We start from the raw sequence: 25,792 nt of genomic DNA on the forward strand, positions 1-25,792 counted from the left end.
TGTTGTGGAGTTCCTCCTTGGCCCGGACGTGTGCCGTACGCAAGGATCTGCGCCATGGACCTGCTGAACACCCTGGTGGAGAAGGGGCTGCGGCGCGAGCTGCCGACCCGTGATGAAGCGCTCGCCGTGCTGGCGACCTCCGATGACGATCTGCTCGATGTGGTGGCCGCGGCCGGCAAGGTGCGCCGGCAGTGGTTCGGTCGGCGGGTGAAGCTCAACTATCTCGTCAACCTGAAGTCGGGCCTGTGCCCCGAGGACTGCTCGTACTGCTCCCAGCGGCTCGGGTCGAAGGCGGAGATCCTCAAGTACACCTGGCTGAAGCCGGAGGAGGCCTCCGAGGCCGCGGCCGCCGGCGTGGCGGGCGGCGCCAAGCGGGTCTGCCTGGTCGCGAGCGGGCGCGGGCCGACGGACAGGGATGTGGACCGGGTCTCGAAGACGATCGAGGCGATCAAGGAACAGAACGAGGGCGTCGAGGTGTGCGCCTGCCTCGGGCTGCTCTCCGACGGTCAGGCCGAGCGGCTGCGCGACGCGGGCGCCGACGCGTACAACCACAACCTGAACACGTCCGAGGGGACGTACGGGGACATCACCACCACCCACACCTACGCGGACCGCGTGGACACGGTCACCAAGGCGCACGCCGCGGGCCTGTCCGCGTGCTCCGGGCTGATCGCCGGCATGGGCGAGAGCGACGAGGACCTGGTCGACGTCGTCTTCGCCCTGCGCGAGCTCGACCCGGACTCGGTCCCGGTGAACTTCCTGATCCCCTTCGAGGGCACGCCGCTCGCCAAGGAATGGCACCTCACGCCGCAGCGGTGTCTGCGAATCCTCGCCATGACCCGGTTCGTCTGCCCGGACGTGGAGGTGCGGCTGGCCGGCGGGCGCGAGGTGCATCTGCGCTCGATGCAGCCGCTCGCGCTGCACCTGGCCAACTCGATCTTCCTGGGCGACTACCTCACCAGCGAGGGCCAGGCAGGCAAGGCCGACCTGGAGATGATCGCCGACGCCGGTTTCGAGGTGGAGGGCTCGGACACGACGACGCTGCCCGAGCACCGCGCCACGGGCGGTGGCTGCGGCTCGGTGTGCGGTGACGGCGGAGGTGGCTGCTCCGACGGCGCAACGGCCGAGCAGGCCGAACCTGCCGCCGAGGTTCCCGCAGCCCGTACGGATCTGGTCGCGGTCCGCCGCCGGGGCGCCGGAACGGACATCGCGCCCAATGCCTGAGCTCACCCCCGGCGAGCTGCGTGCCCTGGACCGCGCACACGTCTGGCACCCGTACGGCCCGATGCCGGGCCGTACGGACCCGCTCGTCGTCGAGTCCGCCTCCGGGGTACGGCTGCGGCTCGCCGAGGCGGTCCACGGGCAGCGCGAATTGATCGACGGCATGTCCTCCTGGTGGTCAGCGGTCCACGGCTACAACCACCCGGTGCTCAACGAGGCGGCGACCGCGCAGCTGGGGCGGATGAGCCACGTCATGTTCGGCGGCCTCACCCATGAACCGGCCGTGCGGCTGGCCACCCGCCTGGTCGAGATCACTCCGGAGCCGCTGCGGCACGTCTTCCTGTGCGACTCGGGCTCGGTGTCCGTCGAGGTCGCGGTGAAGATGTGCCTCCAGTACTGGCGCTCCGTGGGCCGCCCCGCCAAACAGCGACTGCTGACCTGGCGCGGCGGCTACCACGGCGACACCTGGCAGCCGATGGCCGTGTGCGACCCGGAGGGCGGGATGCACGAGCTGTGGCAGGGCGTACTGCCCCGGCAGCTCTTCGCGGACGCGCCGCCGGCCGCCTACGAGGAGTCGTACGCGGCCGGTCTGCGCGAGCTGATCGCCCGGCACGCGGACGAGCTGGCGGCGGTGATCGTCGAGCCGGTCGTGCAGGGCGCGGGTGGCATGCGCTTCCACTCCCCCGAGTACCTGCGGGTGCTGCGGGAGGCCTGTGACGACTACGGCGTACTGCTCGTCCTCGACGAGATCGCGACCGGATTCGGGCGTACGGGCACGATGTTCGCCGCCGAGCACGCCGGGATCGCGCCGGACGTGATGTGCCTGGGCAAGGCGCTGACCGGCGGCTATCTGACGATGGCGGCGACACTCTGCACATCGCGGGTGGCAGAGGGCATCTCACGGGGCGAGGTCCCGGTGCTGGCGCACGGCCCGACGTTCATGGGCAACCCGCTGGCGTCGGCCGTCGCCTGCGCGTCGATCGACCTGCTGCTCGGCCAGGACTGGCAGCAGGAGGTCAAACGCCTCGAAACGGGCCTGCGCGTCGGGCTCGCCGAGGCTGCCGCGGTGCCCGGGGTGCGGGACGTCCGGGTGCTCGGCGCCATCGGCGTCGTCCAGCTCGACCACGAGATCGACATGGCCGCGGCGACAGCGGCGGCGGTCCGCGAGGGCGTCTGGCTGCGCCCCTTCCGCGACCTTGTCTACACGATGCCGCCGTATGTCACCGCCGACGAGGACCTCGACCGCATCTGCCGCGGGGTGCGCGCGGCGGCAGCAGCGGGGTGACGTGGGGTGGGCGGGGACCGCGGTGCGCGGGGCGGGGGCGCCGGGAGCGGCGTTGCCGCGGGTCCGCGGGTGGTGGGGGCCGGTCGGCCAGTGGGGGGGCGCCGGGCGGGGCGGTGGGGGGGCGCCGGGCGGGGCGGTGCGCCGTTGGCGTGGCCGCTGCGCGGAGCTGGTCCCCTCCCCGCCCCTTCCCGAAACCGGGGCTCCGGCCCGGGCCCCGGTACCGCGCTTCGCGTGGTGGCCTCGAACGCCCTACGGCCTGGCGGCCGTGGTGGAGCCCCGGGCGGGGTATTGCCGCTGCGCGGCAGACCGCCCTCGGCCCAAGCCCTGCCGGCGACCGGCACGCGGGGCTGGGGTCGGAGCCCCGGCAAAACGGGCCCACCCCAGCCCCGCCGTCGGTCGACGCGCGGGGCTCGGGCAGAACCCCGAAAGACCGGCACGTCTCAGCCCCGCCGGCGACCGACACGCGGGACCCGCGGGACTCGGGGCGGAGGCCGACTGGACGGGCAGGGTTGGGCTCCGGCGGTGATTGAGGCGCGGGGTGCGGAGGCGGAGTTCCCGTGGAAGCGGCCCGGGGCGGAGACCCGGGTGGAGCGAAGGAAGGGTGCGGAAGCACATGGCAGTGATCGTCGTCACCGGAACCGGTACCGAGATCGGCAAGACCGTCGTCACCGCGGCCGTCGCCGCGGCGGCCCTCGCGCAGGGTCGGTCCGTCGCCGTCGTGAAGCCCGCGCAGACCGGGGTCGCGCCGGGTGAGGACGGCGACGTCGACGTCGTGCGGCGGCTCGCCGGGGACATCACATCTGCGGAACTCGCCCGCTTCCCCGAGCCGTTGGCGCCGGCGACCGCCGCCCGGCGGGCCGGGCTCGATCCGGTGCGGCCCGGGCAGGTGGCCGAGGCCGCCGCGAAACTGGCGGGTGAGCACGACCTGGTGCTGGTCGAGGGCGCGGGCGGCCTGCTCGTACGGTTCGACGACGACGGTGCCACCCTCGCCGACGTGGCCGCCGAGCTCGCCGCGCCCGTGCTCGTCGTCGCCCCGGCCGGCCTCGGCACACTGAACATGACCGCCCTGACGGCGGAGGCCTTGCGCGCAAGGGACTTGGAGCAGCTGGGCGTCGTGGTCGGGAGCTGGCCGGCCGAGCCGGATCTCGCCGCACGCTGCAACCTGGCGGATCTGCCGGAAGCGGCGGGCGCCCCGCTGCTCGGCGTCGTCCCCGAGGGCGCCGGAGCGCTCGCTCCCGTCGAGTTCAGGGCGGGGGCGGCCGCGTGGCTGGCGCCACGCCTCGGCGGCCGGTGGGATGCGGGGGCGTTCACCGCCGCCGTAGGCTGATTTCCGTGCGCGCAAAGATCGACGAGATCGTCTTCGACTGCCGTGACCCCGCCCGGCTGGTGCGCTTCTGGGCCGAGCTCCTCGGCGGTGATCCGGTGGACCGGTCCGCCGACTGGTCGTACGTCGATCCGCCTCAGTTCGTACGCGTCGCCTTCCAGCGCGTACCGGAGGGCAAGTCGGTCAAGAACCGGCTGCATCTGGACCTGGACGCGGGCGACGTCGACATGGCGGCGGACGAAGCGGCCCGGCTCGGCGCGGAACGCGTCGGCGCGGTGGTCACCGACGACCACGGCCGGTTCCAGGTCCTGCGCGACCCGGAGGGCAACGAATTCTGCTTCGTGGCGCCGCTCGACGGCTGATCCGCGCCGTCGGGGGGAGAATGACGGAGACCGGCCCGTCCTCGCAGGGAGGTACCGATGGCTCAGCGCGACTCGAAGGTCCCGAAGGACGCCGTCCACCATCCTCTCTTCGCCCGCTTCTACGCGAAGATGAGTGTGAGCGCGGACCTCAAGGGAGGCATCGCCGCCTACCGGGCCGAACTGCTCGAGGGACTGTCGGGCCGGGTGATCGAGATCGGCGCGGGAAACGGTCTGAACTTCGCGCACTACCCGGCCACCGTTTCCGAGGTGGTCGCGCTCGAACCGGAGCGCACCCTGCGGAATTTGGCCGCCGAGGCCGCGCTGCGCGCCGAGGTACCGGTGGATGTGGTGCCCGGCGCCGCCGAGGCGATGCCGGTCAAGAGCGAGGGCTTCGACGCGGCGGTCGCATCGCTGGTGCTGTGCACCGTACGGGATCTGCCGCGGGCGCTGTCAGAGATCAGAAGGGTCCTGCGGCCGGGCGGCGAACTGCGGTTCTTCGAGCACGGAATCGCGGAGGGCCGCGGCCTCGCGACGACGCAGCGGGTCCTGGACCGTACCGTGTGGCCGCTGCTGTTCGGCGGGTGCCACACCGCGCGGGACACCGTCGCCGCGATCGAGGAGGCCGGGTTCGAACTGGGCGCCCATCGGCGGTTCCGGGTGCCGAAGGGCGGACCGCAGCTGCCCACTTCGCCCTGCGTCCTGGGCGTCGCCCGCCGGCCGCAGGACACGGACCGGTAGTCCACGTCACTCGTACCAGTTCCGCAGCTCCTCCGCGATGCGCCCGACGCCGGCCTGACCGTCCTTGACCAGACGCGACAGGTCCCGCACCTGCTCGGGCGAGGTGACGACCTTCAGTCCGCAGGCGACGAGATAGCCGTACGCGACGGCCGAGGCGAACATGGCGTTGGACCGCTCGAGCGCGGGCACATGCAGCAACAGCTGCAGCAGAGCGGCGGCTCTGGACGCCGGGTCGCCGTAGACGGGGACGCCGAATATCTCCGCCTCATGACGGCTGACGGCGGCGACGAGCGCGCCCCAGTCGGTGACCTGGGGGTCGCCAGGAGTCTTGTGCTCGGCCACCATGAGCAGCCAGGCGAGGTCGATCCGCAGAGTCAACGCTTGTCGCCGAACTCCTCGGCGAAGACCGACTCGTACTGCTTCATGAAGTCGGCCGCCGCGTCGACGAAGGTGCGTCCCGCTTCGCCGGCGTCCTGCTTGACCAGCTCTTCGATGTAGCGGTTCATGCTCAGTCCGCGTTGCATCGCCCGCTGCCGGGCGGTCTCCGCAGTGGACTCGTCCACGCGTACGTTCAGCTGGGTCTTCGCCACGTCTTCAAGCTAGCGCGAGGCCGCTAGCAGCCGCAAGGGCGCAGGCACCCGTCTCGCAGCACGGAAGTCGGTGGCGCGCGTGAACGCGGGCGTGCTTGGCTCACGGCCATGACCGACCTGCACATTCGCAATGCCGCTCCGGAAGAGGCCGAGGCCGTGCTCGCCTTCTGGAAGCAGGCCGCAGAAGGCACCAGCATCACCGACGACGTGGACGGCGTCGCACGACTCATCTCCCGCGACCCTCAGGCACTCATCCTGGCCGAACGGGACGGCGTGCTGGTGGGCTCGGTGATCGCCGGCTACGACGGGTGGCGCTGCTCCCTGTACCGGCTGGCCGTGCTGCCCTCCCACCGCCGGCGCGGGATCTCCACGGCGCTGCTCGAAGCGGCCGAGAAGCGGTTCGTCGCGGTGGGCGGCCGGCGCGGGGACGCGATGGTGCTCGAGGCCAACGAGCGGGCGCACCGGGCCTGGGCGTCCGCGGGGTACCGGCGCGAGGACCACTGGCGCCGCTGGGTCAAGCCCTTCGTCTGAGCGCCGCCGCACCGCGGGCCGCTTTGCCCCTCCTTTACCATGGGTCCACTGTCCACTCCCCGTACGAAAGGTGTGAGCGTCCGTCCATGGGCGAGCCTCCCAGTAGCCGACATCGCGCATTCCTCCTCCCGCTGCCCGATCATGGGACGGAGGTGAACCGATGACCGAAGTGCTTCTGCTCGCCGTGGCGGTGCTGCTCTCAGTCGCCTGCGGTGCCTTCGTCGCGGCGGAGTTCTCCCTCACCACGGTCGAGCGCAGCGATCTCGAGCGGGCCGCGGAGCGCGGCGAACGCGGCGCGGCCGGCGCGCTCAAGGCCGTACGCAGCCTCACGTTCCAGCTCTCCGGCGCACAGCTCGGCATCACCGTCACCAACCTTGTCGTCGGCATGCTCTCCGAGCCGTCGATCGCCGCACTGATCCGCGGACCGGTCGAGGACCTCGGACTCTCCCCCGCCGTCGCGTCGTCCGCGGCGCTGGTCATCGGCACCGCGCTGTCGACCGTCGTACTGATGGTCGTCGGCGAGCTGGTCCCGAAGAACTGGGCCATCTCCTCCCCACTGGCCGTCGCCAAGGTGGTCGCGACTCCGCAGCGGATCTTCACCGCCGCGTTCCGGCCGCTGATCGCCCACCTCAACAACACGGCGAACCGCATCGTGACGCGGCTCGGCATGGAGCCCACGGAGGAGCTCGCCTCCGCCCGCAGCCCCAAGGAGCTCATCGCGCTGGCCCGCCACTCGGCGAAGGAGGGGGCGCTCGAGGCGGACACCGCCGAGCTCTTCGTCCGCACCCTCGGCCTCGGTGAGCTCACCGCCGAGAACGTGATGACCCCCCGGGTGCAGGTGACGGCCCTCGAGGTGCAGGCCACGGCCGAGGACGTCGCCAATGCGACCCGGGCGACCGGCCTGAGCCGCTTCCCGGTCTACCGGGGCAGCCTGGACACGGTCGTCGGTATCGCCCACATCAAGGACGTACTGGCCGTGCCCGCCGAGCGCCGCCCGCGCATGCGGGTCGACGAACTGCTCCGCGAACCGGTGCTCGTGCCCGAGTCTCTGACCGTGGACCGGCTGCTCGACCGGCTGCAGGGCAGGTCCACCATGGCCGTCGTCATCGACGAGTACGGCGGCACCGCCGGTGTCGTGACGATGGAGGACATCGTGGAGGAGGTCGTCGGCGAGGTCCGTGACGAGCACGACCCGCACGAGTCGCCGGATCTGGCGCAGACGGGTGAGGACGCGGACGGGCGTGCACTGTGGTCCGCCGACGGTGCCGCGCGCGCCGACCAGCTGGCGGCCATCGGTCTGCTGGTGCCGGACGGCCCCTACGAGACCCTGGCCGGACTCGTCGCCACGGAACTGGGGCGCATCCCCGCCGAGGGTGACCGCATCGACATGGCCGGCTGGCAGCTCGACGTCATCGACGCGTCCGGGCGGCGCGCGGCGAGGGTGCTGATGCACGCGCCGCTCGCAACGGCCGAACAGTCCGAAGAGACCGAGGAGGCGGGACGGTGATCGCGATCCAGCTCTTCATCGGCCTGCTGACGCTGGTCCTCAACGCCTTCTTCGTCGGCGCGGAGTTCGCAATGATCTCGGTGCGGCGCAGCCAGGTCGAGCCGGAGGCGCAGGCGGGCGACCGCCGGGCGCGCATCGTCATGTGGGGTCTCCAGCACGTCTCGGCGCTGATGGCCGCCGCCCAGCTGGGGATCACGCTGTGCACCCTGGTCCTCGGCATCGTCGCCGAGCCCGCCATCGCACATCTGCTCGAGCCGGTTTTCGACTCGGTCGGGGTGCCGCACGGAGCGGTCCACCCGATCTCGTTCGTCATCGCCCTGGCGCTGGCGACGTACCTGCACATGCTGCTCGGCGAGATGGTGCCGAAGAACATCGCGCTGGCCGAGCCCCTGCGCAGTGCGCTGTGGCTCGGACCGCCGCTGGTGGCGCTGGCACGGGCGCTGCGGCCGGTGATCTTCATGGTCAACGCGTTCGCCAACGGGCTTCTGAAGCTGCTGAGGGTGCAGACGAAGGACGAGGTGTCCGCGACCTTCTCCGACGACGAACTCGCGGCCCTGGTGCAGGATGCCGGTGACGCCGGGCTCCTCGACGACCGCTCCGCGGAGCGGCTGCGGGACGCCCTCGAACTCGGCCGCAGGCCCGTGCGGGATGTGGTCATGCCGATCGAGCGCGTGGTGTACGCCCAGGCGGGCACGACGCCGGAGCAGTTGGAGCGGCTCTCCGCCGAGTCCGGCTTCTCCCGCTTCCCGGTGGTGGACGCGGGGCGGCGCATCCTCGGCTACCTGCATGTGAAGGACGCGCTGGACGCGGCGCCGCGGAATGTGGCGTTCCCGGTGGCGGCGATGCGGCCGATCGCGCGGGTGCGGGCGACGACGCCGCTCGATGACGTCCTTACCGCCATGCAGCGCAGCCGCACCCATCTGGCGGCCGTCCTCGACGAGCAGGGTCGGCCCGAGGGCCTGGTGACGATGGAGGACATCCTCCGGGAACTGGTGGGAAGGCCGGCCTGAAGCGGGTGGCGGGGCGGGGGTGCGCGGGCCTGTTCCCCCCGCCCCTTTCCGAAACCGGGCCTCCGCCCGGGCCCCGTTTCCAGGGCTCCGCCTCGGGACCCCTGCGGGCTGGACGCGCTCCCGCCCGGCGGAACGAGGTCCGCGCGCGGCGAAGGTTCCGCCTACTGTCCGGGCAACCCCATGACCGCCAGGTCAGGGGCGGAGCTCAAGGACACCGCGCGAAGCCCGGCCCCAGGCCCGGGCAGGGCCCGATACGCCCGCCGAAATGGGCACGAAAGGCCGGGGCGGAGCCCCGAGCACTGCCCGAAGGCGTCCCAGGGGCGGGGGCGGAGCCCGAAAGACGCCCGCAGGGCACTCGGGGGCAGGGGCGGAGCCCCAGCAACTCCCCAAGGAACGTTCCGGGCCCGGAGCGAAGCCCGAAACGCCCCGAGAACGTCCAGCGGCCCGGGGCGTGCCCCGGTTCAGGACTGGGCGGGGTGGGGAACAGCCCCCCGCAGCGGCTTCGCGCGCCCGGTCCCTAGAACGCCGTCTCTCCGAGCCACGCGTCGAGTACCGCACGGCGGCCGGTGACCGTGAAGCGGTCGGCGTCCGGGCGGCGCCGGCCATAGAGGAGGAGCAGCAGATCCGCGACGGGGGCCGCGACCGTGACGGGGGCTGCCGACGCCGTCTTGGTCCACGAGAAGCCCGCCCCGCCGAAGGAGATCGTCCACGCCGCCCCGGTGTCCTCGGCGAGGAATGCGATCGAACCGTCCGGCAGGGCCCCGACCGGCTCGGCGATCCACGAGTAGTGCGGCAGGTTCTCCAGGAACTCCTCGATCCCGTCCGCCGCGATGCCCGGCGCGATACGCGGCTCGCGGCCGAACGCCATTTCCGCGTCCGCGAGATGGATCACCGCTTCGAAGAGCAGCCGCCGCGGGAAGAACGCCACCCGCTGGTCAGCACCGTAGGACCACATGGGCAGATCGGGGTCCACCTTGCGCACGGTGCGCAGGGCCGCTTCGGCGTTGCGGACCATCCAGTCCGGGTAGGCCGACGGCTGCTCCGGCAGGTCGAGGGGGACATCGCGTGCCCAGACGCGCTCGGTGGCCCGCGTCCGCACGACGTGTTCCATCCAGCGGTGGGTGGTGCCGTGGTGCTTCACCAGGTCGGCGACCGTCCAGCCGGGGCAGGTGGGCACGGGCGTCGACGGGTCCACGTCCCGTACGGCCCGGGCGAACTCGCCCACCAGATACTCGACGGCATCGCAGTACCGCTCGTGCTGGTCGTCGTCGAGCCCGAAGCCGTCCGGCACCCGGAGCAGGTCGGCACGCCAGCCGTCCTCGGACTGGCGGCCGGCGGCCCGTCGGACCAGTGCCGCAAGCTCGCGGCGGTCGGCGGGCGGCAGTCTGTCCAGCAGGAAACCGGTGGACTCGAGCCACTTCACGGCGGTGTCGGGGTCGAGCACGTCGTCGTCGCAGGTGTCGATCAGGGTCACCACTTCGGCCAGCGCTTCGGCCAGCGCGTTGAGCAGTGCGTCACTCACGAAAGCTCCCCTCCGGGTACGGAACCGAGGGACCCTACCGCGCGGTACGATCACTGCGCCATGGAGATCAATGCCAACTACACCAGTTTTGTCGCGGTCGGTGACTCCTTCACGGAGGGCATGTCCGATCTGCTGCCCGACGGCTCCTACCGCGGCTGGGCGGACGTCCTCGCAGGCCGGCTGGCCGCCCGGACCTCCGGCTTCCGCTACGCGAACCTCGCGGTGCGCGGGAAACTGATCCGGCAGATCGTCGACGAGCAGGTCGACCTGGCGGCCTCGATGCGCGCGGACGTGGTCACCCTGGTCGGCGGACTGAACGACACCCTGCGGCCCAAGTGCGACATGGTCCGGGTGCGCGATCTTCTCGAGGAGGCGGTGGAGAAGCTCGCGCCGTCGTGCGGGCAGCTGGTGCTGATGCGCAGCCCAGGCCGTCAGGGCCCGGTGATGAAACGATTCCGCCCGCGCATGGAGGAGCTGTTCGCCCATGTCGACGCGCTGGCGTCACGGCACGGGGCGCTCGTCGTCGACCTCTACGGCTCCCCCGCCCTCGGTGACCAGCGGATGTGGGACGCCGACCGGCTGCATTTGACGGCCGAGGGCCACCGCAGGGTCGCGGAGGCGGTCTGGCAGACCCTCGGGCTGGACGCCGAGGACGACTGGCAGGCACCGCTGCCGCCGGCGCTCCGGGCGGGCTGGACGGCCCGGCGGGTCGCCGACGCGCAGTTCGCCCGCCGGCATCTGGGTCCGTGGATCGGCAGGCGGCTGACCGGGCGGTCGTCCGGGGACGGCAGGCCGGCGAAGCGGCCCGATCTGCTTCCGTACGAGCCCTGTCCGGCGCCCTCGGCCGACGCCTGATCCCTCGTAGCAAGCTACAAGCATGCCGGGGCGCTGAGCTGCGCAAACCCACAGTAGAATCTGCACACGTGACTGCCGTGTCTGCGAAGCCTCGCATCCCCAATGTTCTCGCCGGCCGCTACGCCTCCGCGCAGCTGGCCGTGCTCTGGTCCCCCGAGCAGAAGGTCAGGCTCGAGCGTCAGCTCTGGCTGGCGGTGCTGCGCGCGCAGAAGGACCTCGGGATCGATGTGCCGGACGCGGTGCTCGCCGACTACGAGGGGGTCCTCGACCAGGTCGACCTGGCGTCGATCGCCGAGCGCGAGAAGGTCACCCGGCACGATGTGAAGGCCCGTATCGAGGAGTTCAACGCGCTCGCGGGCCATGAGCACGTCCACAAGGGGATGACCTCCCGTGACCTCACGGAGAACGTCGAGCAGTTGCAGATCCGGCTGTCGCTGGAGCTGATGCGCGACCGTACGGTCGCGGTGCTGGCGCGTCTCGGCAAGCTGTCGGGCGAGTACGCGGAGCTGGTCATGGCCGGCCGCTCCCACAACGTCGCCGCCCAGGCGACGACCCTCGGCAAGCGGTTCGCGACCGCCGCGGACGAGCTCCTGGTCGCCTACGGGCGTCTCGAGGATCTGCTGGAGCGCTATCCGCTGCGTGGGATCAAGGGACCGGTCGGTACCGCGCAGGACATGCTCGACCTGCTGGGCGGTGACGCGGCCAAGCTGGCGGACCTGGAGCAGCGCATCGCCGCCCACCTGGGCTTCGCCAACGCGTTCACGTCGGTCGGCCAGGTCTACCCCCGCTCGCTGGACTACGACGTCGTGTCCGCCCTGGTGCAGCTGGCGGCCGCGCCGTCCTCCGTGGCCAAGACGATCCGGCTGATGGCAGGCCACGAGCTGGTCACCGAGGGCTTCAAGCCGGGCCAGGTCGGCTCGTCCGCGATGCCGCACAAGATGAACACCCGCTCCTGCGAGCGCGTCAACGGCCTGATGGTCATCCTGCGCGGCTACGCGTCGATGACCGGCGAGCTCGCCGGCGACCAGTGGAACGAGGGCGACGTGTCCTGCTCCGTGGTCCGCCGGGTCGCGCTGCCGGACGCGTTCTTCGCGCTCGACGGTTTGCTGGAGACGTTCCTCACCGTGCTGGACGAGTTCGGCGCCTTCCCCGCCGTCGTCGCGCGGGAACTGGACCGGTACCTGCCCTTCCTCGCCACCACCAAGGTCCTCATGGGCGCGGTCCGCGCCGGCGTGGGCCGCGAGGTCGCGCACGAGGCCATCAAGGAGAACGCGGTCGCCTCCGCTCTGGCCATGCGTGAGCAGGGCGCGGAGCGCAACGAGCTGCTGGACAAGCTGGCCGCCGACGAGCGCATCCCGCTGGACCGCGCCCAGCTGGACGAACTGATGGCGGACAAGTTGTCGTTCACGGGTGCCGCGGGCGACCAGGTGACGTCGGTGGTCGCCCGTGTCGAGGAGATCGCCAAGCAGCACCCGGAGGCCGCCGCCTACACCCCGGGCGCGATCCTCTGACCCGCCCCACCCCGGCAGAGTTGGAGGCCGCCCGCGACCGCGTGATCGAGGACGTGGTCGCGGGCGGTCTTTCCGTGCTGTTCTGCGGCATCAACCCGGGGCTGATGTCGGGCGCCACCGGTCACCACTTCGCCCGCCCCGGCAACCGCTTCTGGCCGGTGCTGCATCTGTCCGGTTTCACCCCGCGGCAGCTCAGGCCGTCCGAGCAGCGCGAGCTGCTCTCGTACGGCTTGGGCATCACCAATGTGGTGGCACGGACGACGGCACGGGCCGACGAGTTGAGTGACGAGGAGTTCCGCGAAGGCGGCCGGCTGCTGGCGGCGAAGGTGGAGGGGCTGAAGCCCCGCTGGCTGGCCGTGGTCGGCGTGACCGCGTACCGCACGGCGTTCGCCGAGCGCTCGGCCCGGATCGGCCCGCAGGAGCGGACCATCGGCGGCAGCCGGGTGTGGGTGCTGCCGAATCCCAGCGGGCTGAACGCGCACTGGTCGCTGCAGGCGATGGCCGAGGAGTACGGGAGGCTGCGCGAGGCGGCAGCCGGGCAGGTCCGCGAGGTGGCCGACCGGTGAGGGGCCCGGGCGGGCCTCGGTGGACCTCGGCCGGGGTCTGTGACCCGTCCCCGGACGGGTCTGTCGGCAACTCCCTCGACCTGCCTGTCACTTCGGCCCGCACCGCATAGGAGGCGTCCGGCGGGAGGATGCGCGGACCGGGGCCCGTGCGGGATCAGGGCGGCCGGGCCCTAAGGCGGGTCGACGTCGGTGACGACGGCGATCAGCCGGTGCTCGTCCTCCCCTTCCGCGCGAGAGACGCCGACGGCTATCCAGTGGTCCTCGACGCGCCAGATGTGCAGGTCGTCGGCGAGGTGGCTCAACTCGTCCCAGGGCTGCGGTATCTCCTCCCCGCCGATGCTCCTGACGGACACCGACCACAGGGCGAACCGCCCAGCCTCCCCCCATCGTCTGCTCAGCGCGACGGCAAGCGCCTCGCACTCCGCCTCGTACATCTCGCGCGCCCGGTCAGCGGCGAGATCGGCCGGATCCAGCCCGTCCGCGGCCGTGCGCAGCTGCGCCACGTGATACCCGGGCCCGCTGTCGCCGAGCTCCGACCTGCCGCGCTGCGCCGGGAACGCCCGGCCGCGCAGCAGATCGATCGCAGCGAGATGCTGTGCCGTGGTCATGGATCCATTGAACCTGCCGGGACCGACAGTTGGCACACCGTCACCCGTCCCGCGGTTGCGAGCACCGCGCCCATGAGCCGGCGCGGCGCCGGCAGCGAGTACCATCCGGCCAAAGGCGACACGAGCTGGGAGGGCACACGTGGGCCGGCTGACCGGCGGAGATCCTTCGCTGCTGCGGCGGATCAACTCCGCGGTGGTACTCCATTCCCTGCGGGGCGCCGACTCCCCCACGCTCACCGACCTGACCCGGATCACAGGTCTGTCGCGGCCGACCGTGGAGGGTGTGGTCGAGGGCCTGATCGAGGCGGGGCTGGTCGTCGAATCCGTTCCCGAGGAGGGCGAGGCCCGGCGGCAGGGGCGGCCGGCGCGGCGGTTCAGGTTCCGTGCGGAGGCCGGTCATCTGCTGGGCGTAGAGATCGGGGCGCACCGGGTTGCGGCACTGCTGTCGGGCCTCGACGGCCGCATCATCGGGGCGGGTTCGCGGAACGTTTCCGAGCGGGCGGGTGCGGACGACCGGCTGGAGCGGGTGCGGGCGGTCGTCGCGGATCTGCTGCGGCGCACCGGCGTGGCGCGCAGCAGTCTTCGAGCCGTGGGTGTCGGTTCGCCGGGGATCGTGGAGGGCGACGGGACCGTGCGGTTGTCGACGGCCCTGCCGGGTTGGACAGGGCTGCCGCTCGGCGAGCGGCTGCGCAGGTCGTTCCGGTGTCCGGTGCTCGTGGAGAACGACGCCAACGCCGCCGCGGTCGCCGAGCACTGGAAGGGTTCTGCGGTGGACTCCGACGACGTGGTGTTCGTACTCGCGGGTCTCAGCCCAGGTGCGGGGTCCCTCATCGGCGGGCGGCTGCATCGCGGTTACGGCGGAGCGGCGGGCGAGATCGGAGCCCTGCATCTGCTGGGCAGGGACGAGACGCCGGAGAAGCTGCTGTCGACGACCGGTGAGCCGCTGCACCCGCTGGACGAGCAGGCGGTGGCGGACGTCTTCGCCCTCGCCAGGAGCGGCGACGAAAGAGCCCGCGCCGCGGTCGACCGGTTCAACAAGCGCCTGGTGCACGACGTGGCGGCGCTGGTGCTGGCTCTCGATCCCGAGCTCGTGGTGATCGGCGGCTGGGCGGCCGGGCTGGACGGAGTCCTGCCGCCGCTGCGTGACGAGCTGTCGCGCTACTGCCTGCGGCCGCCGCGGGTGGCGCTGTCCATGCTGGGCGAGGCCGCCGTGGCCACGGGTGCGCTCCGGCTGGCGCTGGACCATGTGGAGGAACAGCTGTTCGCCGTCGAGCGAACGGTGACGGCCCGCCGCTGAGCCGGCGGCGGGGCGGTCGTGTCAGGACGCGCGGCGCTGCTGGCCGTGGTGGTTTATCTCCACGTCGCCGCCGAAGGTCAGCCGGCAGGTGTCGGCGCGGTACGTGGCGACGGAGACCGCAGCGGTGCGGCCCTCGGAGAAGTACCGCGTCGTGACGACGAGGACGGGCGCGCCGGGCAGTCGGTCCAGTTCCCTGGCGTCGACGGTGCCCGCGGACCCGAGTTCGACGGCGCGGTCCTGGCCCTCGAGGTCGAGGCGCTGCAGCTCACGCAGGACGCTGCGGGCGAGCGCGGGTCCCGACGGAGCCTCGATGGCGGGAAGTTCGGGCACGGAGGCGGACGGCACATGGAGCAACTCGGCGGCGACGGGCCGGCCGTGGCTCACCCGCAGCCGGCGCACCATGTGCACCTCTTCGTCGGTCTCCGTGTCGAGCAGCCGGGCCACTGCGGCCGACGGCACGGCCACGGTGCACTCGGCCGCCTGCCAGGCGTCGTTGCCCGTGCCGGGCCAGTCCTGGCGCGAGGTGGTCACGTCGACTCCCACCCGCGGCGGGGCGACGGTCGTGCCGACGCCGCGGCGGCGCTGCAGACGGCCTTCGAGCTCGAGTTGTTCGAGCGCCTGCCGGAGGGTGGCACGGGCGACGCCGAAGCGGGCGGCGAGGTCGCGTTCGTTCGGCAGGATCTCACCGACGGCGAAGTCGGTGTCGAGTGCTTCGGCGAGCACGGTCTTGAGGTGCCAGTACTTGGGCTCCGGCACCGATTCCAGCTGCGTGGTCCCCACCCTGATCCTCCGCGATCGCTGTACCGGCGCCCGTTGTTCCGCGCCCTTGTTTATTAAAGGTTCCTGCACTATCCCTGCGACCATAGGACGGGCCTCCCCCTTGGTCAAGACCAATCCTGCGGCCGTCACGCTGCGGAAGGGTCCGGATTCGCAGAGCGTTCATGCGCCCTTCGTACTCAGCCGCGGTCGCGCAGCACAAGACCCCGCGGCCGGACAAGGCCACGGGGTCCGACATGCGGCGAAGGGCTCCTTCAGGCCGCATCGAGCGAAGCGAGGGAGACCAGCTTGTCGGGGTTCCTGATGATGTAGACGCACTGGATGCGCCCGCCCAGCACCTCCAGCTGGAACACGCTGTCCGGCTTGCCCCCGGAGAGGATCAGCAGGGCGGGCGCGCCGTTGAGCTCGACGAAGCGGAAGTCCAGGTCCGCGATCGACTTTCGGGAGGCCCCGAAGAGGAAGCGGCCGACCTTGTCCGCGCTCTCGATGACGCGCAGTGGCGCCTTGGCCTTGCCACCGCTGTCGCCGACGAGCCGCACGTCCGGGGCGAGCAGGGAGAGCAGGCCTTCCATGTCGCCGCCGGCGGCGGCCGACAGGAACCGTTCGGTGAGGTCACGGCATTCGGCCGGGTCGACGTCGTACCGGTGCTTGCGCTCGTCGACATGCACCCGCGCACGGCCGGCCAGTTGCCGGACGGCCGCCTCCGACCTGTCGAGGGTGGCCGCGATCTCGGCGTAGGGGAAGCCGAACGCCTCGCGCAGCACGAACACCGCGCGCTCCAGCGGTGAGAGCGACTCGAGGACGACCAGGACGGCGAGCGACACCGAGTCGGCGAGCACGGCCTGTTCGGCCGTGTCGGGCACGGACGGGCCGAAGTGGGTGGCGATGGGCTCGGGCAGCCACGGGCCCACGTACGCCTCGCGACGGGACTGGACGTGCCGCAGCCGGTCGATCGCCAGGCGCGTGGTGATCCGTACGAGAAAGCCGCGCGGCTCGCGTACGTCGTCACGCTCCTGTGCCGACCAGCGCAGCCAGGTGTCCTGCACCACGTCCTCCGCGTCGGCGATCCGGCCGAGCATGCGGTAGGCCACGCCGGTCAGAACGGGCCTGTGCTCTTCGAAGACGTCGGTCACGGTATCTGTAGCCACTCCTCAATCCCAGCCGACGGCGCGTCGGCTGTCCAGCGGGTTCGGGTGCGGCACGCGGCACATCGGTGCGAGTGGGCACTCCCCCTTGAACTCGAAGCTACCGGACGGTAATTGTTACTGACATCCTGTCTACAACAGTGCAGCCGGAACGCAGGGAGCGTGCAGCATGGCCGCAGAGATCTCGTTCTCCATCGAGACCGCCCGGGGCAGCCGCACGCTGTCCGTCACCTACGAGCGGCGAGGCACCGGGGAACCGCTGCTCCTGCTCCACGGCATCGGCCATCACTGGCAGGCCTGGGAGCCGGTGATGGACATACTGGCCGCCGACCGCGACGTCGTCGCCGTCGATCTGCCCGGGTTCGGCGCCTCTCCCGCGCTGCCGGACGGCGTCCCGTACGACCTGGGAACGGTGTCGACGGCGCTCGCCGCGTTCTGCGCGACGCTCGGCATCGAGCGGCCCCATGTCGCCGGCAACTCCCTCGGCGGGCTGCTCGCCCTCGAGTTGGGCCGAGAGAAGCTGGTCCGCTCGGTGACCGCCCTCTCCCCGGCCGGCTTCTGGTCCAAGGCGGAGCGGCGCTACGCCTTCACCACCCTGCGTGCGATGCGGGTGGGGGCCAGGTCCATGCCGATGCCGATGATCGAGCGCCTGTCGCGGTCTGCGGCGGGGCGTACGGCGCTGGTGAGCACCATCTACGCACGGCCCGGGCGCCGTTCGCCCGAGGCCGCCGCCGCCGAGACACACGCCCTGCGGGGAGCCACCGGATTCCACGAGACGCTGGCGGCCGGGATCGACGTGCTGTTCACGGACGACGTCCGCGACGTCCCGGTCACCATCGCCTGGGGCACCCGCGACCGACTGCTGCTCCGCCGCCAGGGCCTGCGCGCCAAACACGTCATCCCCCGCGCCCGCCTCGTCCGGCTCCCCGGCTGCGGCCACGTCCCCATGAGCGACGACCCGGGGCTGGTGGCACGGGTTCTGCTGGACGGCAGCGCCTGATCCCGTCCGGGGGCGGCGCACCTCGTCACCGAGTGGACGTCAGCTGTGTGCTGTCTGAGGGAAGGTGGTGGCCACGGTCGCCGACAAGGCGGCGGGCCCTGCTCCGGTCAGGCGCCGGCAACGGCGACCGGGGAGGAGGGCGGGCCTCCACCGCGTCATGCGTAGGGTCCGGCCCGAGTATTCGCTCCGTCTCGTCGATCACGATGTCCTCGGTTGCCGGGACGCCCGCGCCGGGCCGTACGGTGGTGCCGGCGCGGCGGTCGGACAGCTGGGCCCACCTGATGACGGAATTGGAGCCGTGATGGATCAGCAGCACTTCTCGGAGATCACCTCGTTCCTCGAGGCCCGGCTCCGCCCCCTCTTCGATCCGGAGACCGGCAGCGAGCACGGCTTCGGGATGGACGACACGTCCCGTGCTCTGCGTGCGCTGCGCGGCGCCGTCTCGAGCGCCGCGTCCGTGAAGGGGATCTGCGAGCGGCGCGTCACTGCCGATGCGGAGTTGCGGCGCGTCATCGACCAGACGCTGGCGCACAACTGGGACCAACTGACCGGTCTCGCCCGGCACTGGGAAGACCACCCCGACTTCCGGCCCGAGTTCAAGCGGGGCTCCTGGGACTTCGACCCCGAGCCGTCGACGGCGGGTGCCACGAAGGGCTGAGGACGTCGGCTCCGTGCGAGCGGGCACGCCGTTCACCCGGGGTTCGCCGACGCGTCTCGGTCTGCCGCTAGGCATGGCTCGGCACACCGGCCAGACCGCCTGGAGGCGCAACGATGTCGCAGAACCCGCCGAGTCCGTCCCCCGCCCGCCGTTCCCTCCTGCGCGGCACGGTCGCCGCCTCAGCCGCGCTCGCGCTGCCCGCCGCGGGCGCGGCCGCGGCGCCCGCGTTCGCGTTGTCGGGGCGGCCCCGGGCCGGTTGGGGCGTGCAGACCGGTGATGTCACCGCTTCCTCCGCGCTGGTGTGGGTGCGTTCCGACCGGCCCGCCCGGATGATCGTGGAGACGTCCGCGACGGGGTCGTTCCGGCGGACCCGCCGCCGGCGCGGCCCGCTGCTCGGGCGGGGCACGGACTTCACCGGTACGACGCAGCTGCGCGGGCTGCCCGCCGGCGAGCAGGTGCACTACCGGGTCACGCTCGCGGACCCGGACGACGACCGGCGTACCGGCGAGCCGGTGTACGGGACGTTCCGTACCGCGCCGGCGAACCGCCGGCAAGGAGTGCGGTTCCTGTGGTCGGGCGACATCGCGGGACAGGGCTGGGGCATCAACCCGGACATCGGCGGCTATCGGGCGTACGAGGAGATGCGCCGTCTGGACCCGGACTTCTTCCTGTGCAGTGGCGACACCGTGTACGCGGACGGCCCGCTCGTGCCGAGCGTGACGCTTCCGGACGGGCGGGTGTGGCGCAACCTGGTGACGGAGGAGAAGTCGAAGGTCGCGGAGACGCTCGACGAGTACCGGGGCAATTTCCGTTACAACCTGCTCGACGAGAACGTCCGCCGGTTCAACGCCCGGGTGCCGACGATCGTGCAGTGGGACGACCACGAAGTGCGCAACAACTGGTACCCGGGCCAGATCTTCGACGACGCCCGGTACACCGAGAAGGACGTGGACGTCCTCGCCCGCCGTTCGATGCAGGCCTTCTCCGAGTACTTCCCCGTCAGCACGCTCTCCGCACGGCGCGGCGGCGAGGGCCGCATCCACCGCGTGGTGCACCACGGTCCGCTGCTGGACGTGTTCGTCCTCGACATGCGGACGTACCGCGGCGCCAATTCCCCGAATCGGCAGGCGGACGACGCCCAGGGCATCCTCGGCGCCGAGCAGTTGGCATGGCTGAAGCGGGAGCTGGCCCACTCGCGTGCCGTGTGGAAGGTGATCGCCGCCGACATGCCGATCGGACTCGTGGTGCCGGACGGCTCCGCGAACTTCGAGGCCGTGGCGCAGGGCGACCCGGGAGTGCCGCTCGGGCGTGAGCTGCAGATCGCCGACCTGCTGCGGTACATCAAGCACCGCCGGATCACGGGCACCGTGTGGCTGACGGCCGATGTGCACTACACCTCTGCCCAGCACTACGCGCCCGAGCGAGCCGCGTTCAAGGACTTCGCGCCGTTCTGGGAGTTCGTGTCCGGGCCGCTGGCGGCCGGCGGTTTCCCGGCGAACGCGCTGGACGGCACCTTCGGGCCGGACCGGGTCTTCGTCAAGGCGCCGCAGCGGGCGAACGTGTCCCCGATGGAGTCCTCGCAGTACTTCGGCGAGGTCGACATCGACGGCGGCAGTGGCGAGTTGACGGTGCGGCTGCGCGCGGAAGGCGGAACGGTTCTGTTCAGCAGGACGCTCCAGCCGGGGCGCGTCGGTCAGTGACGGACACGGTCCCGGCCACTCAGGACGGCCGGGACCGTCTCCTGGCGGGCGCTCTGTCAGCCTTGCACCATGAAAGCGAACACCCCGCGCCAGAAACGGTCGAAACCAGCCGATACCGATTCAGATCGTCACTTAACCCATCAGTCACAAAGCGTTCGTGATCACGCAACACCGGTCGGTCACAGTGAAGCCATGACAGATGTGACTTCCGCGAAGAGTGCCCGCCGCCCGCACCACTGGCGGCGGGATCTCGTCGAACTGGCCGCCATGTTCACCGCCGTCGCGGTCGCCGACACCATCGCCAAGCTCATCGGGCACACTCCCGACGGGCCGTTCCTGCTCGTGGCCTCCGCGGTGGCGCTCGCCGCGACGGCCGCCTTCCACACGTGGTGGGCACGGCGCCACAGCCATGCGCCGCCCTCGGCAAAGGCCCCCGGCGACTCCCACGGGCCCGCGCACGACGAACCCCGCGAGACCACGCTCTGGCGGATGCGCACCACCGTCCAGGACACCCCCGGCAGCCTGGCCGCGCTCTGCAACGCCCTCGCCGGGCTCGACATCGACATTCTGACGCTGCAGACCCATCCGCTGGCCGAGGGCACCGTCGACGAGTTCCTGCTGCGCGCGCCCGCCTCGCTCCAGGCCCAGCAATTGGCCCGCGAGGTCGCCGCGGCCGGTGGCAGCGCCACCTGGACGGAGCGGGCCGACGCCCACGACCTCGTGGACACGCCCACCCGGGTGCTGGGCCTCGCCACCCGTACGGCGCTGGACGCCGCCGAACTGCCGCTGGCGCTGCGGCAGCTGCTCGGCCGGTGCACCATCCGCTCCCGCCCGGCCGTCTCGCCGACGGGCCGCCCCACCGGTGAAATGCCCCCGGTGGAGGGGGTCCTGGAGGAAACCGTGATGCGGCTGCGCGACCCGAACGGCGGCGCGATCACCGTCGAGCGCGCCTATCTGCCGTTCACCCCCACCGAGTTCGCCCGTGCCCGGGCCCTCGTCGAGCTGGACGCCCGCCTCGGTCCGCGTATCCCGCGCAGCCAGGACGTCCTCACCCTCCCCGAGGGCAACGAGATCACCGTGCGCCGCGCCGACCAGGGCGATGTCGACGCCGCGGTCGCCATGCACGAGCGGTGCACCGACCGGACACTCGCCCTGCGTTACCACGGCCCGGTCCAGGACGCGGACCGCTACCTCAACCACCTCCTGAGCCCGCGCTTCGGCCGCACGCTCGCCGTGGAGACGGCCTCCGGGCGGCTGGTCGCCCTCGGCCATCTGCTGTGGGACGGCGAAGAGACCGAGGTCGCGCTGCTGGTCGAGGACGCCTGGCAGCGCCGGGGCATCGGCTCGATGCTGCTCCAGCGCCTGGTGGCCATGGCGGCCGAGGCCGGCTGCGAGCACGTCTACGCCGTCACACAGGCGTCGAACACGGCGATGGTCGCCGCCATGCGCGGCCTCGGCCTGCCGCTGGACTACCAGATCGAGGAGGGGACCCTGGTGGTCACCGCCCGACTGGACTCGGCTCCCGTCCCTCCACGGCCCCGTCACGAGCGGGCGGAACAGGCCGGACGGACCGGGCAGACCGAGCGCTGAGGGCCTCCGTGAGGTCCCGCCACAGGTCCTCGACATCCTCGAGCCCGACCGACATCCTCAGCAGCCGGTCGCTGACCCCGGCCTGGCGCCGGTCGTCGGCATCCACGATCCGGTGGCTGATCGAGGCGGGGTGCTGGATCAGGGTGTCGACGCTGCCGAGGCTGACCGCGGGTGTGATCAGCCGTACTCCGGCGATCACGTCGTGCGGGTCGCCGTAGACCTCGAAGGAGATCATCGCCCCGCCGATGCTCGGGTAGTGGACCCGGGCGACGCGGGGGTCGGTGCTGAGCCTGCGGGCGAGGTCGGCGGCGGTGGTGGATGCGGCCCTGACCCGTACCGGAAGCGTGGACAGCCCGCGCAGCAGCAGGTATCCGGCCATCGGGTGGAGTACGCCGCCGGTCGCGAAGCGCACCTGGCGCAGCCGGCGGGCGAACTCCTCGTCGCAGGCGACCACGCCGCCCATCACGTCGCCGTGACCGCCGAGGTACTTGGTCGCGCTGTGCAGCACCAGCCGGGCGCCCTGCTCGGCCGGCCGCTGGAGTACCGGGGTGGCGAAGGTGCTGTCGACCAGCAGCGGCACCGAGCCGCAGGCGTGCCGTACGGCCCTCAGGTCGACCTCGGCCAGCGTCGGGTTGGCCGGGGTCTCCACCATCACCAGACCGGTGTCGGGCCGCAGGGCCTCCGTGATCCCCGCCGGGTCGGTCCAGGTGACCTCGGTGCCGAGCAGTCCGGCGTTCAGCAGATGGTCGCTGCAGCCGTACAACGGCCGGACGGCGACGACGTGGCGCAGCCCCATGCTCGCCCGCACCAGCAGCACGGCGGTCAGGGCCGCCATGCCGCTGGCGAAGGCGACGGCGCTCTGAGTGCCCTCGAGCTTGGCGAGTGCTGTCTCGAAGCGGGCCGTGGTGGGGTTGTCCAGCCGTGCGTAGACGGGCGGACCCTCCGGCCGTGCTCCGGTGGTGGCGAACGCGTCGATCCGCGCGGCCTCGCCGGCGGCGTCGTGCGACGGGTAGGTGGTCGACAGGTCGAGCGGCGGGGCGTGCACGCCGAGCTCCACGAGGTCCTCGCGTCCTGCGTGCACGGCATCGGTGGCCAGGGCCCGGGTCACGGGTTCGGCCGAAGCTGCGTTCTCCATGACCGCACTGTGAACAGTTACCGGGAGGTAGCGATTCTTCTCCGTGCTACGTTCGGCGAATGGCTGATTCTGTCGCACTGGACCCGATCGATCTCCAGATTCTCCGCCTGCTGCAGAACGACGCCCGGACCACCTACCGGGACCTCGCGGCGGAGGTCGGTGTGGCCCCTTCGACCTGCCTGGACCGCGTCACGAGGCTGCGTCGCTCCGGAGTCATCCTCGGCCATCGGCTCTCCCTCGACCCCGCGCGGCTCGGCCGCGGGCTGCAGGCGCTGCTGTCGGTGCAGGTACGGCCGCACCGGCGCGAACTGATCGGCCCGTTCGTCGAGCGCATCCGCGCGCTGCCGGAGTCGCTGGCGCTGTTCCATCTCACCGGCCCCGACGACTATCTCGTCCATGTCGCGGTCACCGACATGGCGGACCTGCAGCGCCTGGTGATCGACGAGTTCACCTCGCAGCGCGAAGTGGCCCGGGTGGAAACGCGGTTGATCTTCCAGCAGTGGGAGTGCGGGCCGCTGCTGCCCCCGGCGGCGCCGGCCGACGGCAAATGACCGCCGGCGGCACCCACTGTCAGGCGACCAGGCCTGAACGGTGGTGACGGGGCCTCCGTTCGTACGAGGATGGGTACATGCCAGAGACTTCCAGCAGTGCGCTGCCCCGCCAGGTCGCCGACGCCTACGTCGACGCACTCGTCGAACTCGACCCCACTCTGGGTACCTACCTGGGGATCAGGAAGAGTTCCGGGCTCCTGCCCGACTATTCGCCCGCCGGACAGAACGCGCTCGCCCGACTCGCCCGCGAAACCCTCGCCAGGCTCGACGACGCCGAGAAGCTGCCGGGCGCCGACAGCGACGCCGAGCGCCGCTGCGGGCGGCTGCTGCGCGAGAGGCTCACCGCCGAACTCGCCGTCCACGACGCCGAGGAGAGCCTCCGCGCGGTCAGCAACATCCACTCCCCCGCCCACACGGTGCGCGAGGTCTTCACCGTCACTCCGACGGAGACCGAGGAGGACTGGGCGGCGATCGCCGAACGGCTGCGCGCGGTCCCGCGGGCGTTGCAGGGCTACCGCCAGTCACTCCACCTCGGGCTCGAGAAGAAGCTGTACGGCGGCCCCCGCCCCACCGCCACGTTCATCGAGCAGCTGACGGAGTGGAGCGGCGGCGGCACCGGGCGGGGCTGGTTCGAGGAGTTCGCCGCAGCCGGCCCCGCCTCGCTGCGCGTCGAGCTGGACGTCGCGGCCCGTGAGGCGACCCGGTCCGTGGCCGAGCTGCGCGACTGGATGCGCGATGTGTACGCGCCTACCGTGGCGGACGCCCCGGACACGGTCGGCCGAGAGCGCTACGCGCGCTGGTCGCGCTACTTCAACGGCACCGACCTCGATCTCGACGAGGCGTACGCGTACGGCTGGTCCGAGTACCACCGGCTGCTCACCGAGATGAAGAAGGAAGCGGAGAAGATCCTTCCGGGAGCGGGCCCGTGGGAGGCGCTGGCCCACCTGGACGAGCACGGCCGGCACATCGAGGGCGAGGAGGAGGTGCGGGTCTGGCTGCAGAACCTGATGGACGAGGCGATCGAGGCGCTCGACGGCACGCACTTCGAACTCGCCGAGCGGGTGCGGAAGGTGGAGTCCCGTATCGCCCCGCCCGGCGGCGCGGCCGCGCCGTACTACACCGCCCCTTCGGAGGACTTCTCACGGCCGGGCCGGACCTGGCTGCCGACCATGGGTGAAACACGCTTCCCCGTGTACGACCTGGTGTCCACCTGGTACCACGAGGGCGTGCCCGGCCACCATCTGCAGCTGGCCCAGTGGACGCACGTCGCCGACCAGCTCTCGCGCTACCAGGCGTCGGTCGGCCAGGTCAGCGCGAACGCGGAGGGCTGGGCGCTGTACGCGGAACGCCTGATGGACGAACTCGGTTTCCTGCACGACGCGGAGCGGCGCCTCGGCTACCTCGACGCGCAGATGATGCGGGCGTGCCGGGTCATCGTCGACATCGGTATGCACCTGGAGCTGGAGATCCCCGCGGACTCGCCCTTCCACCCGGGCGAGCGGTGGACGCCGGAGCTGGCACAGGAGTTCTTCGGCATGCACAGCGGCCGGCCGGCCGACTTCGTCGAGAGCGAGCTGACCAGGTACCTGTCGATGCCCGCCCAGGCGATCGGCTACAAGCTGGGCGAGCGAGCCTGGCTCCTCGGCCGCGAGAACGCTCGGCGCGCGCACGGGGACGCGTTCGACGCGAAGGCGTGGCACATGGCGGCGCTGTCGCAGGGGTCGCTGGGGCTGGACGACCTGGTGGAGGAGCTGTCGCGGCTCTGACGCGGCGGGGCGGGGCGGGGCGGGGTGCGAGGTCCGCTGCGGGCGCGGAGGCGGGGCCCGGGCGCGGTGCGCCGCGGGCGCGCGGGCGCCTGGTCCGCCGCGGGCGCGGGTGCGCCTGCGGTGGGCTGTTTCCCCACCTCGCCCTCCCCCTCCCCCTACGCCTGGCGGCGTGGGCGGTACCCCCATCCCGAACCGGGGCTCCGCCCCCGGACCCCGTTCACAGGGGACTCCGCACCCCTGCCGCCGCTCCAGCGTGTGCGGTGCCGGCTCAGCAGCCGCAGTCGTCCCCGCCGGCGGGAGCGGTGAGCGGGTCGGGGTCGCGGGTGGTGCGGCCCTGCCAGGTCTCGTACTCGAAGCCCTCCCTGGCCCAGTACTCGAAGCCGCCGAGCATCTCCTTGACCTGGTAGCCGAGTCGGGCGAGGGCGAGGACTGCGCGGGTGGGCTTATGAACAGCTCGTATGTCTCAGACCCCTCCTGTCTCACCAACATCCAGGTGGGTCACCAGCTTGATCGACTACGGACTGAGCGTGTGAGTGTCTCAGT

General features: G+C 71.9%; 25 protein-coding genes and 1 pseudogene. 18 read left to right on the forward strand and 8 right to left on the reverse strand.

What is annotated here, in order from left to right; genetic code table 11:
* Positions 1–54 precede the first annotated feature (54 nt).
* The 5 genes from bioB (at position 55) to IE198_RS11600 (ending at position 4,930) form a co-directional block, all read left to right on the forward strand.
* Complete coding sequence (gene bioB, locus IE198_RS11580; RefSeq protein ID WP_189885467.1) at positions 55–1,224, forward strand: biotin synthase BioB; 1,170 nt, start codon at positions 55–57, stop codon at positions 1,222–1,224.
* A complete protein-coding gene (locus IE198_RS11585; RefSeq protein WP_189885468.1) occupies positions 1,217–2,506 on the forward strand; it encodes an adenosylmethionine--8-amino-7-oxononanoate transaminase in 1,290 nt (429 codons plus the stop codon). Before bioB ends, IE198_RS11585 begins: the two co-directional genes overlap by 8 nt.
* 613 nt (positions 2,507–3,119) lie before the next feature.
* Positions 3,120–3,833, forward strand: a complete 714-nt coding sequence (bioD, locus tag IE198_RS11590; protein ID WP_189885470.1) for a dethiobiotin synthase — start codon at positions 3,120–3,122, stop codon at positions 3,831–3,833.
* A gap of 5 nt (positions 3,834–3,838) precedes the next feature.
* The gene (locus tag IE198_RS11595; RefSeq protein ID WP_189885472.1) at positions 3,839–4,192 is read left to right on the forward strand and encodes a VOC family protein; all 354 of its coding nucleotides are present in this window, start codon (positions 3,839–3,841) and stop codon (positions 4,190–4,192) included.
* 57 nt (positions 4,193–4,249) lie between these two features.
* Positions 4,250–4,930 carry a class I SAM-dependent methyltransferase gene (locus tag IE198_RS11600; RefSeq protein ID WP_189885474.1) on the forward strand — a complete coding sequence of 227 codons (681 nt, stop codon included), beginning with the start codon at positions 4,250–4,252 and terminating at the stop codon, positions 4,928–4,930.
* 6 nt (positions 4,931–4,936) lie between these two features.
* Here the strand turns inward: IE198_RS11600 and IE198_RS11605 are convergent, their stop codons facing one another.
* Both IE198_RS11605 and IE198_RS11610 read right to left on the reverse strand, forming a co-directional pair.
* On the reverse strand, positions 4,937–5,308 hold the full coding sequence (locus IE198_RS11605) for a fic family toxin-antitoxin system, toxin component (RefSeq protein WP_189885476.1): 372 nt from the start codon (positions 5,306–5,308) through the stop codon (positions 4,937–4,939).
* Complete coding sequence (locus IE198_RS11610) at positions 5,305–5,520, reverse strand: antitoxin (protein WP_100106051.1); 216 nt, start codon at positions 5,518–5,520, stop codon at positions 5,305–5,307. The genes IE198_RS11605 and IE198_RS11610 overlap by 4 nt, the downstream gene beginning before the upstream one ends.
* A 108-nt stretch (positions 5,521–5,628) precedes the next feature.
* Here IE198_RS11610 and IE198_RS11615 point away from each other — a divergent pair, with 108 nt between their 5' ends.
* From IE198_RS11615 to IE198_RS11625, 3 genes are all read left to right on the forward strand, one after another.
* A complete protein-coding gene (locus IE198_RS11615) occupies positions 5,629–6,051 on the forward strand; it encodes a GNAT family N-acetyltransferase (RefSeq protein ID WP_189885478.1) in 423 nt (140 codons plus the stop codon).
* Between the two features lie 160 nt (positions 6,052–6,211).
* The gene (locus IE198_RS11620) at positions 6,212–7,558 is read left to right on the forward strand and encodes a hemolysin family protein (RefSeq protein ID WP_189885480.1); all 1,347 of its coding nucleotides are present in this window, start codon (positions 6,212–6,214) and stop codon (positions 7,556–7,558) included.
* Positions 7,555–8,568 carry a hemolysin family protein gene (locus IE198_RS11625; RefSeq protein ID WP_189885482.1) on the forward strand — a complete coding sequence of 338 codons (1,014 nt, stop codon included), beginning with the start codon at positions 7,555–7,557 and terminating at the stop codon, positions 8,566–8,568. The genes IE198_RS11620 and IE198_RS11625 overlap by 4 nt, the downstream gene beginning before the upstream one ends.
* 517 nt (positions 8,569–9,085) lie before the next feature.
* Here the strand turns inward: IE198_RS11625 and IE198_RS11630 are convergent.
* Positions 9,086–10,090, reverse strand: a complete 1,005-nt coding sequence (locus IE198_RS11630) for a maleylpyruvate isomerase family mycothiol-dependent enzyme (protein ID WP_189885484.1) — start codon at positions 10,088–10,090, stop codon at positions 9,086–9,088.
* A gap of 60 nt (positions 10,091–10,150) precedes the next feature.
* Here IE198_RS11630 and IE198_RS11635 point away from each other — a divergent pair, with 60 nt between their 5' ends.
* The 3 genes from IE198_RS11635 to mug all read left to right on the forward strand — a co-directional run bounded on the left by IE198_RS11635 (position 10,151) and on the right by mug (position 13,022).
* Positions 10,151–10,945, forward strand: coding sequence for an SGNH/GDSL hydrolase family protein (locus tag IE198_RS11635; protein ID WP_189885486.1), 795 nt, complete (start codon positions 10,151–10,153; stop codon positions 10,943–10,945).
* Positions 10,946–11,013: 68 nt separating this feature from the next.
* Entirely contained in the window at positions 11,014–12,456 is a 1,443-nt protein-coding gene (purB, locus tag IE198_RS11640) for an adenylosuccinate lyase (protein WP_189885488.1), read from the forward strand.
* Entirely contained in the window at positions 12,453–13,022 is a 570-nt protein-coding gene (gene mug / locus IE198_RS11645; protein WP_189885646.1) for a G/U mismatch-specific DNA glycosylase, read from the forward strand. Before purB ends, mug begins: the two co-directional genes overlap by 4 nt.
* Before the next feature lie 170 nt (positions 13,023–13,192).
* Here the strand turns inward: mug and IE198_RS11650 are convergent, their stop codons facing one another.
* Complete coding sequence (locus IE198_RS11650; RefSeq protein ID WP_189885490.1) at positions 13,193–13,630, reverse strand: hypothetical protein; 438 nt, start codon at positions 13,628–13,630, stop codon at positions 13,193–13,195.
* A 139-nt stretch (positions 13,631–13,769) separates the two neighbouring features.
* On the opposite strand from IE198_RS11650, the gene IE198_RS11655 reads away from it, so the two are divergent.
* Positions 13,770–14,927, forward strand: coding sequence for an ROK family transcriptional regulator (locus IE198_RS11655; RefSeq protein ID WP_189885492.1), 1,158 nt, complete (start codon positions 13,770–13,772; stop codon positions 14,925–14,927).
* 21 nt (positions 14,928–14,948) lie between these two features.
* On the opposite strand, the gene IE198_RS11660 is transcribed toward IE198_RS11655, so the two are convergent.
* Together IE198_RS11660 and IE198_RS11665 are read right to left on the reverse strand one after the other, a co-directional pair.
* Positions 14,949–15,707 (reverse strand): GntR family transcriptional regulator, encoded by a 759-nt coding sequence (locus tag IE198_RS11660; RefSeq protein WP_189885494.1) that lies wholly within the window; start codon positions 15,705–15,707, stop codon positions 14,949–14,951.
* A 251-nt stretch (positions 15,708–15,958) separates the two neighbouring features.
* Complete coding sequence (locus IE198_RS11665) at positions 15,959–16,852, reverse strand: RNA polymerase sigma-70 factor (RefSeq protein WP_189885496.1); 894 nt, start codon at positions 16,850–16,852, stop codon at positions 15,959–15,961.
* A 166-nt stretch (positions 16,853–17,018) separates the two neighbouring features.
* Between IE198_RS11665 and IE198_RS11670 the strand changes: the two genes are divergently transcribed.
* The 4 genes from IE198_RS11670 (at position 17,019) to IE198_RS11685 (ending at position 21,797) form a co-directional block, all read left to right on the forward strand.
* A complete protein-coding gene (locus IE198_RS11670) occupies positions 17,019–17,849 on the forward strand; it encodes an alpha/beta fold hydrolase (protein WP_189885498.1) in 831 nt (276 codons plus the stop codon).
* Between the two features lie 301 nt (positions 17,850–18,150).
* Positions 18,151–18,507, forward strand: a complete 357-nt coding sequence (locus IE198_RS11675) for a hypothetical protein (RefSeq protein WP_189885500.1) — start codon at positions 18,151–18,153, stop codon at positions 18,505–18,507.
* A gap of 113 nt (positions 18,508–18,620) precedes the next feature.
* Complete coding sequence (locus IE198_RS11680) at positions 18,621–20,207, forward strand: alkaline phosphatase D family protein (protein ID WP_189885502.1); 1,587 nt, start codon at positions 18,621–18,623, stop codon at positions 20,205–20,207.
* A 192-nt stretch (positions 20,208–20,399) separates the two neighbouring features.
* Positions 20,400–21,797, forward strand: a complete 1,398-nt coding sequence (locus IE198_RS11685) for a GNAT family N-acetyltransferase (RefSeq protein WP_189885504.1) — start codon at positions 20,400–20,402, stop codon at positions 21,795–21,797.
* On the opposite strand, the gene IE198_RS11690 is transcribed toward IE198_RS11685, so the two are convergent.
* Complete coding sequence (locus tag IE198_RS11690; RefSeq protein ID WP_189885505.1) at positions 21,706–22,932, reverse strand: trans-sulfuration enzyme family protein; 1,227 nt, start codon at positions 22,930–22,932, stop codon at positions 21,706–21,708. The genes IE198_RS11685 and IE198_RS11690 overlap by 92 nt on opposite strands.
* A 59-nt stretch (positions 22,933–22,991) precedes the next feature.
* Here IE198_RS11690 and IE198_RS11695 point away from each other — a divergent pair, with 59 nt between their 5' ends.
* On the forward strand, positions 22,992–23,483 hold the full coding sequence (locus tag IE198_RS11695) for an Lrp/AsnC family transcriptional regulator (protein WP_189885506.1): 492 nt from the start codon (positions 22,992–22,994) through the stop codon (positions 23,481–23,483).
* 77 nt (positions 23,484–23,560) lie between these two features.
* Positions 23,561–25,249, forward strand: coding sequence for a DUF885 domain-containing protein (locus IE198_RS11700; RefSeq protein ID WP_189885507.1), 1,689 nt, complete (start codon positions 23,561–23,563; stop codon positions 25,247–25,249).
* 268 nt (positions 25,250–25,517) lie between these two features.
* On the opposite strand, the pseudogene IE198_RS11705 reads toward IE198_RS11700, so the two are convergent.
* Positions 25,518–25,688, reverse strand: a pseudogene (locus tag IE198_RS11705) (rhodanese-like domain-containing protein); the annotation flags it as partial.
* Positions 25,689–25,792: the final 104 nt, after the last annotated feature.

This window comes from Streptomyces xantholiticus, from assembly GCF_014651015.1.
Taxonomy (GTDB): Bacteria; Actinomycetota; Actinomycetes; order Streptomycetales; family Streptomycetaceae; genus Streptomyces; species Streptomyces xantholiticus.

What these genes read in the sequence shown, in the direction of transcription:
- bioD (WP_189885470.1), top strand. Translation starts at nt 3,120, where the DNA reads ATGGCAGTGATCGTCGTCACCGGAACCGGTACCGAGATCGGCAAGACC.
- IE198_RS11600 (WP_189885474.1), top strand. Translation starts at nt 4,250, where the DNA reads ATGGCTCAGCGCGACTCGAAGGTCCCGAAGGACGCCGTCCACCATCCT.
- IE198_RS11620 (WP_189885480.1), top strand. Translation starts at nt 6,212, where the DNA reads ATGACCGAAGTGCTTCTGCTCGCCGTGGCGGTGCTGCTCTCAGTCGCC.
- IE198_RS11680 (WP_189885502.1), top strand. Translation starts at nt 18,621, where the DNA reads ATGTCGCAGAACCCGCCGAGTCCGTCCCCCGCCCGCCGTTCCCTCCTG.
- IE198_RS11650 (WP_189885490.1), bottom strand. Translation starts at nt 13,630, where the DNA reads ATGACCACGGCACAGCATCTCGCTGCGATCGATCTGCTGCGCGGCCGG.
- IE198_RS11675 (WP_189885500.1), top strand. Translation starts at nt 18,151, where the DNA reads ATGGATCAGCAGCACTTCTCGGAGATCACCTCGTTCCTCGAGGCCCGG.
- IE198_RS11585 (WP_189885468.1), top strand. Translation starts at nt 1,217, where the DNA reads ATGCCTGAGCTCACCCCCGGCGAGCTGCGTGCCCTGGACCGCGCACAC.
- bioB (WP_189885467.1), top strand. Translation starts at nt 55, where the DNA reads ATGGACCTGCTGAACACCCTGGTGGAGAAGGGGCTGCGGCGCGAGCTG.
- IE198_RS11670 (WP_189885498.1), top strand. Translation starts at nt 17,019, where the DNA reads ATGGCCGCAGAGATCTCGTTCTCCATCGAGACCGCCCGGGGCAGCCGC.
- IE198_RS11690 (WP_189885505.1), bottom strand. Translation starts at nt 22,932, where the DNA reads ATGGAGAACGCAGCTTCGGCCGAACCCGTGACCCGGGCCCTGGCCACC.
- IE198_RS11685 (WP_189885504.1), top strand. Translation starts at nt 20,400, where the DNA reads ATGACAGATGTGACTTCCGCGAAGAGTGCCCGCCGCCCGCACCACTGG.
- IE198_RS11695 (WP_189885506.1), top strand. Translation starts at nt 22,992, where the DNA reads ATGGCTGATTCTGTCGCACTGGACCCGATCGATCTCCAGATTCTCCGC.
- IE198_RS11635 (WP_189885486.1), top strand. Translation starts at nt 10,151, where the DNA reads ATGGAGATCAATGCCAACTACACCAGTTTTGTCGCGGTCGGTGACTCC.
- IE198_RS11615 (WP_189885478.1), top strand. Translation starts at nt 5,629, where the DNA reads ATGACCGACCTGCACATTCGCAATGCCGCTCCGGAAGAGGCCGAGGCC.
- IE198_RS11700 (WP_189885507.1), top strand. Translation starts at nt 23,561, where the DNA reads ATGCCAGAGACTTCCAGCAGTGCGCTGCCCCGCCAGGTCGCCGACGCC.